Here is a 6,051-nt window from a genome sequence, read left to right as displayed (position 1 = left end):
GGGCAAGGGAATGCTTATGCCGTATCGCTATAGAGCCTAGTTGAAAAATCGCCCGTAAGCATAGTGGGATTTTGCGCGGCCGGCATTTTCGCGCGCAGGGCGAGCGCTGGACGAGGGCATCCCGGACCTTCGCCGCCGCGCGCGGCGACCTATGATGAAGGGGGTTTCCCTGCCTTGACAACCCGCCCACAGGACAACCATAATCGCCGAAGCGTTCGCTAAACGAATCACTGTTCACGCAACGAACAATTCAGCGGCGAAGCAATCGAAGGCGCCAGCCCGCTCTCCCCTCGCGAGCCGTCGCCAGCATGCCCGGAGACTGTTTCCGCGCGAGCCTTGCCGGTTACGGCTGTGAGCCCAGCGGCACGTAGCGCCCCCAAAGGAAATTCGACATGATCAACAAGATTTTCGAGACACTTCAATCGGCGGTCGCCGATGTCCACGACGGCGCGACCGTCATGATCGGCGGCTTCGGCACGGCCGGCATGCCGTCCGAGTTGATCGACGCGCTGATCGAGCAGGGCGCGCGCAATCTCACCATCGTCAACAACAACGCAGGTAACGGCGATATCGGCCTCGCGGCGCTGCTGAAGGCCAAGCGCGTGCGCAAGATCATCTGCTCGTTCCCGCGCCAGACCGACTCGTATGTGTTCGACGCGCTCTATCGCGCCGGCGAAATCGAACTCGAACTCGTGCCGCAAGGCAACCTCGCCGAGCGCATCCGCGCCGCGGGGGCGGGCATCGGCGGCTTCTTCACGCCGACCGCGTACGGCACCAAGCTCGCCGAAGGCAAGGAAACCCGTCTGATCGACGGCCGTCACTACGTTCTCGAAGCGCCGCTGCACGCGGACTTCGCGCTGATCAAGGCGTACAAGGGCGATCGCTGGGGCAACCTGATCTATCGCAAGACCGCGCGTAACTTCGGACCGATCATGGCGAGCGCAGCGAAGACCGCGATCGTGCAGGTGTCGGAAGTGGTGCCGCTCGGCGGCCTCGATCCGGAAGAAATCGTCACGCCCGGCATTTTCGTGCAACGCGTGATCGCGGTGCCGCAAGCGGCGCATGCCCCCACGCCCAATCCTCACGACGCTGCTGCCTGACCCGGAGACCGACATGAAGAAACTGACTCGCGATGAAATGGCCAAGCGCGTTGCCCAGGACATCCCTGAAGGCGCTTACGTGAACCTCGGCATCGGCGTACCGACGCTGGTGGCGAACCACCTCGCCGCAGACAAGGAAATCTTCCTGCACAGCGAAAACGGTCTGCTCGGCATGGGCCCGGCACCGGCGAAGGGCCAGGAAGACGACGAACTGATCAACGCCGGCAAGCAGCACGTCACGCTGCTGACGGGCGGCGCCTACTTCCATCACGCGGATTCGTTCGCGATGATGCGGGGCGGCCATCTTGACTTCTGCGTGCTCGGCGCGTTCCAGGTGTCGGCGAAGGGCGATCTCGCGAACTGGCACACCGGCGCACCCGACGCGATTCCGGCGGTCGGCGGCGCGATGGACCTCGCGATCGGCGCGAAGCAGGTCTACGTGATGATGGAGCATCTGACCAAGCAGGGCGAGAGCAAGATCACCGCCGAGTGCTCGTACCCGGTCACCGGTATCGGTTGCGTGACCCGTATCTATACGGACCTCGCAATGATCGACGTCACGAAGGAAGGCCTCGTCGTGCGCGAGATTTTCACGGACATCGGCTTCGACGAACTGCTGAAGCTGACCGGTGTGCCGATGACCGACGGCACGCAGGCCGCGCGCGCGGCCTGATGGTTGACTGAGGCGTCGCGGCGGCGGTCTGCTTTGCGGCCGCGTCGATGGCGTCTCGTCTGAAAGCGGCATTGCGCGAACGGGCCAGCGCTGACGGGGCGAACTCCTCGTCAGCGCTGGCCTGGCAACTTCAGCGACGGGCTGACCGCGTTTGGCGCACAATACGCAGCACATACCGCGGCATACGCACGGCACGAGCGCTTGCTCCGCCACGGCGTCTGCTTCGAACCGCCGCGCGCCGTGCCGCTTCTTCGCTTCCGATTCCCTCAAACATCGTCGTCACCATGCTCGACTCCAGCGCCCGTCTGACTGGCCTTCTTTGCGGCACACAGCCGATGAACGACATCTGGGCGCCGCGTGCCACGCTGCAGCGGATGCTCGACGTCGAAGCCGCGCTCGCGCGTGCCTCTGCCGCGCACAAAGTCATTCCCGAATCCGCCGTCCCTGCGATCGAAGCGGCCTGCCAGGCCGACCAGCTCGACGCCGACGCGCTCGCACGCGACGCCGCGCTCGGCGGCAACCTCGCGATTCCGCTCGTCAAGCAACTGACTGCACGCGTCAAAGCCGCCGATGCCGAAGCTGGCAAATACGTGCATTGGGGCGCGACGAGCCAGGACATCATCGACACCGCGACGGTACTGCAACTGCGCGACACTTTCGACCTGCTCGACAGCGGCCTGCAAGCCACCTGCGACGCGGTCGCGAAACTCGCGGCCACCCATCGCGCGACACCGATGATCGGCCGCACGTGGCTGCAACAGGCGCTGCCGATCACGCTGGGTCTGAAGTTCGCGCAATGGCTCGACGCGCTGTTGCGTCATCGCGAGCGGCTCGACGCGTTGCGCGAACGTGTGCTGGTGCTGCAATTCGGCGGCGCGGCCGGCACCCTCGCGAGTCTGCGCGAGGCGGCGCCGCAGGTCACGCAGTCGCTCGCCAAGGAACTCGGCCTCGCGGTACCGACCTTGCCGTGGCACACGCAACGCGATCGCATCGCCGAGACGGCGTCGCTGTTCGGCATGCTGATCGGCACGCTCGGCAAGATCGCGCGCGACGTGTCGCTGCAAATGCAAACCGAAATCGACGAACTCGCCGAACCGGCCGCGGCCGGCAAGGGCGGATCGTCGACGATGCCGCACAAACGCAACCCGGTCGGTTGCGCGGCGGTACTGACGGCCGCGACGCGCGCGCCCGGCCTCGTGGCGACTGTGTTCGCCGGCATGGTGCAGGAGCACGAACGCGCGCTCGGCGGCTGGCAGGCCGAATGGGACGCGCTGCCGGATCTCGCGCGCCTCGCGGGCGGCGCGCTCGCGAACATCGAACAGATCGCTGCGGGTCTGAACGTCAACGAAGCGCGCCTCGCCGCGAATCTCGACGTCACGCACGGCCTGATCCTCGGCGAAGCGGTGATGCTCGCGCTCGGCGATTCCATCGGCCGGCTCGACGCGCATCATCTGGTCGAGCGCGCGTCCAAGGCGGCGATCCGCGACGGCAAGACGCTGTATGACGTGCTCGCCGCCGACGCGGCCGTCACCGAACATCTTTCGCTCGAGCGCCTGAAGCAGCTGCTCGATCCCGCTCAATACGTCGGCCAGGCGCACGCATATGTCGACGCCGCGCTGGCGCTTCACACCACGCGCGCGCAGCGCGCCCATTCCAAGGAGTAACCGGCATGCCCTACGCCGCAGTCAACGGCACCGAGCTTCACTATCGCATCGACGGCGATCGACACGGCCACGCGCCGTGGCTCGTGCTGTCGAATTCGCTCGGTTGCGATATGTCCATGTGGACGCCGCAGGTCGCGGCGTTGTCGAAGCACTTCCGCGTGCTGCGCTACGACACGCGCGGCCACGGTCATTCGGAAGCGCCGAAGGGTCCGTACACGATCGAGCAGCTGAGCGGCGACGTGCTCGGGCTGATGGATACGCTGAAGATCGCGCGCGCGAATTTCTGCGGCATATCGATGGGCGGCCTGACCGGCGTCGCACTCGCCGCGCGTCACGGCGACCGCTTTGAGCGCGTCGTGCTGTGCAACACGGCCGCGCGCATCGGCTCGCCGGAAGTGTGGGTGCCGCGTGCCGCGAAGGCGCGCAGCGAAGGCATGTTCGCGCTCGCCGACGCGGTGCTGCCGCGCTGGTTCACGGCAGACTTCATCGAGCGCGAGCCGGTCGTGCTGGCGATGATCCGCGACGTGTTCGTGCATACCGACAAGGAAGGCTACGCATCGAACTGCGACGCAATCGACGCGGCCGACCTGCGGCCCGAAACGCCGGGCATCAAGCTGCCGACGCTCGTGATCAGCGGCACGCACGATCTGGCCGCCACGGCCGCGCAAGGCCGCGAACTTGCGCAGTCGATTCCGGGCGCGCGCTACGTCGAACTCAATGCCTCGCATATCTCCAACATCGAAAAGGCCGGTGAGTTCACGAAGACCGTGCTCGACTTCCTGACGGAGGCAAAATGAACGACGAAGACCGTTACGAAGCCGGTATGGAGGTGCGTCGCGCGGTGCTGGGCAACGCGCACGTCGACCGTTCGCTCGCGAACCGCACCGAGCTGACCGAGGAATTCCAGAACCTGATCACGCGCTATGCGTGGGGTGAGATCTGGACGCGTGAAGGTCTGCCGCGTCATACGCGTAGCCTGCTGACGATCGCGATGATGGTTGCGCTCAATCGCGGCGAAGAACTCGCGCTGCACCTGCGCGCCGCGAAGAACAACGGCGTGACGCGCGAGCAGATCAAGGAAGTGCTGCTGCAGACCGCGATCTACTGCGGCGTGCCGGCGGCTAACTCCGCATTCCATCTGGCCGACAAGCAGTTCCGCGAGGACGATGCGGCGGCCGCGGCGGCGAAGTCGTAAAGACTGAGCACGCGTAACTGGCCCTGCGCATCGCGCAGGATCAGGTCGAAGGTGAGGGCAGGCGTGCTCACGACGGACTCCGCAGCTCACGCAGGAAACGCTGCACGGCCACCCGCACGATCTGCTGCACCCGACGGTGGGTCGCCTTCGACACCGCGCGCAGTTCATCGAGCAGTTCCTGCGGCAGGTACTGGCGGTAGGAAGGGTTGCGGTAGCGGCCGGCCATTTCAGTTCGTCCATTCCGACCGGCCGCGACAGGTCAGGACTGTCTTGCGTTCAATGCAGGCCAGCGGGCCAGGGCAATGAACCACAGCAGAATGACGTTCACCACCGGAATGAAGGCGAGCAGCGACCAGGCGCCCGCATATCCCGCCTTCTTCAGGATCAGCCATAGCGGGATAATCTCCGCGATGACGACAACAAGAACAAACACCAGCCAGTGCCATATGGAAAGAGCGCCCACGCATACCTCCATTTTTTAAAGTTGACGGGCAGAGCTGAGTATAACGACGCACGGCTGACTCCTTTTTCAATATTTCCGGCTGCCATCGATGTCGCACAGCCGCTGCGCTTTACGCGCGTAGTCCTGCAACGCGGTCGGTTTCCGTATGGTCGCATCCCCGTCGCTGGTGATACCGAGAAGATCGTCAGCAGCCGCTGCGTCAAGTCCGGCTGTACCGGCTCCATCAGCTCCAACCATCCGTTCGCATCTGACCGTGCGGGAGGCGGCCAGACACTTCCGCGCCACGCAGCTGGCCGTACTCGACGCGTGCGGAGACCGGGAGGGCGATGGTTGCATGCGGCCCGCAACGGGCTTTCGCGCCGGAAGCGGTATCGGATCGATTGCCCGCCTTGGCGACTATCTCGTGGAAGCCTACAGACAGACCCGAACCAGACGTACAGGCCGCGCGGGCAAGGGGTGCAATGACTGAAACAGAGCGAGGCAGGGGCCTTATGACGCGCCGCTCGCAGGCAAAAAAAGACCCGCGCGATGCGGGTCCGGGTCTGAACTGGCGCGGTTCACTCGATATGCCTGTACCGAGTGTCCCCGCCGCCACGCTGCAACTGTTTCGAAACGATAAGAAACTGTTCGTCACTAATCGTACACTCCAGTTCGCCTATCTCGTACACAGCAATCAGCTTGATCTTATTTCCGTTTCGCTCCTCAAAGGTAATCTGATAGACCCCGCGCCACATTGGTTCGCCATCCGCATATTTACCGATCTTCTCGGACGCCAGTCGCACGGCCCTTGTTTTCGTAGCATCGAAATCCAGGGAGAGGATGTCAGTTTTTCTTAGCGCCATCTGGGCCACATAGGCCGGAAACCGGTCGCCGCATGGCGGGTATGGTCCGGGTTCCGCCAGGCATAGCGCGGGAAGGGATAGCAGCAGGACTGCAAAAGCGTGTTTCATGGATTC

At 64.5% G+C, this 6,051-nt stretch carries 8 protein-coding genes; 5 read left to right on the top strand and 3 right to left on the bottom strand.

What is annotated here, in order from left to right:
* Positions 1–392: 392 nt before the first annotated feature.
* The 5 genes from F6X37_RS31935 (at position 393) to pcaC (ending at position 4,632) form a co-directional block, all read left to right on the top strand.
* Entirely contained in the window at positions 393–1,100 is a 708-nt protein-coding gene (locus F6X37_RS31935) for a 3-oxoacid CoA-transferase subunit A (RefSeq protein ID WP_062131411.1), read from the top strand.
* A 13-nt stretch (positions 1,101–1,113) separates the two neighbouring features.
* On the top strand, positions 1,114–1,773 hold the full coding sequence (locus F6X37_RS31930) for a 3-oxoacid CoA-transferase subunit B (RefSeq protein WP_018423570.1): 660 nt from the start codon (positions 1,114–1,116) through the stop codon (positions 1,771–1,773).
* A gap of 284 nt (positions 1,774–2,057) precedes the next feature.
* Positions 2,058–3,437, top strand: a complete 1,380-nt coding sequence (locus F6X37_RS31925) for a 3-carboxy-cis,cis-muconate cycloisomerase (protein ID WP_187614035.1) — start codon at positions 2,058–2,060, stop codon at positions 3,435–3,437.
* 5 nt (positions 3,438–3,442) lie between these two features.
* Entirely contained in the window at positions 3,443–4,234 is a 792-nt protein-coding gene (gene pcaD, locus F6X37_RS31920) for a 3-oxoadipate enol-lactonase (protein WP_090807263.1), read from the top strand.
* Complete coding sequence (gene pcaC, locus F6X37_RS31915) at positions 4,231–4,632, top strand: 4-carboxymuconolactone decarboxylase (RefSeq protein ID WP_187614034.1); 402 nt, start codon at positions 4,231–4,233, stop codon at positions 4,630–4,632. The genes pcaD and pcaC overlap by 4 nt, the downstream gene beginning before the upstream one ends.
* A 67-nt stretch (positions 4,633–4,699) precedes the next feature.
* On the opposite strand, the gene F6X37_RS31910 is transcribed toward pcaC, so the two are convergent.
* The 3 genes from F6X37_RS31910 to F6X37_RS31900 form a co-directional block, all read right to left on the bottom strand.
* Positions 4,700–4,858, bottom strand: a complete 159-nt coding sequence (locus F6X37_RS31910; RefSeq protein WP_187614033.1) for a hypothetical protein — start codon at positions 4,856–4,858, stop codon at positions 4,700–4,702.
* A gap of 33 nt (positions 4,859–4,891) precedes the next feature.
* Positions 4,892–5,095: a hypothetical protein gene (locus tag F6X37_RS31905; RefSeq protein ID WP_008922557.1), complete on the bottom strand. Its 204-nt coding sequence runs from the start codon at positions 5,093–5,095 to the stop codon at positions 4,892–4,894.
* A 557-nt stretch (positions 5,096–5,652) separates the two neighbouring features.
* Positions 5,653–6,045, bottom strand: coding sequence for a hypothetical protein (locus tag F6X37_RS31900; RefSeq protein ID WP_187614032.1), 393 nt, complete (start codon positions 6,043–6,045; stop codon positions 5,653–5,655).
* Positions 6,046–6,051: the final 6 nt, after the last annotated feature.

It is taken from the genome of Paraburkholderia sp. 31.1 (genome assembly GCF_014397645.1).
Classification (GTDB): Bacteria; Pseudomonadota; Gammaproteobacteria; order Burkholderiales; family Burkholderiaceae; genus Paraburkholderia; species Paraburkholderia tuberum.
Note: the sequence above shows the minus strand (reverse complement) of the source record. Positions and strands in the feature narration are given on the sequence as shown.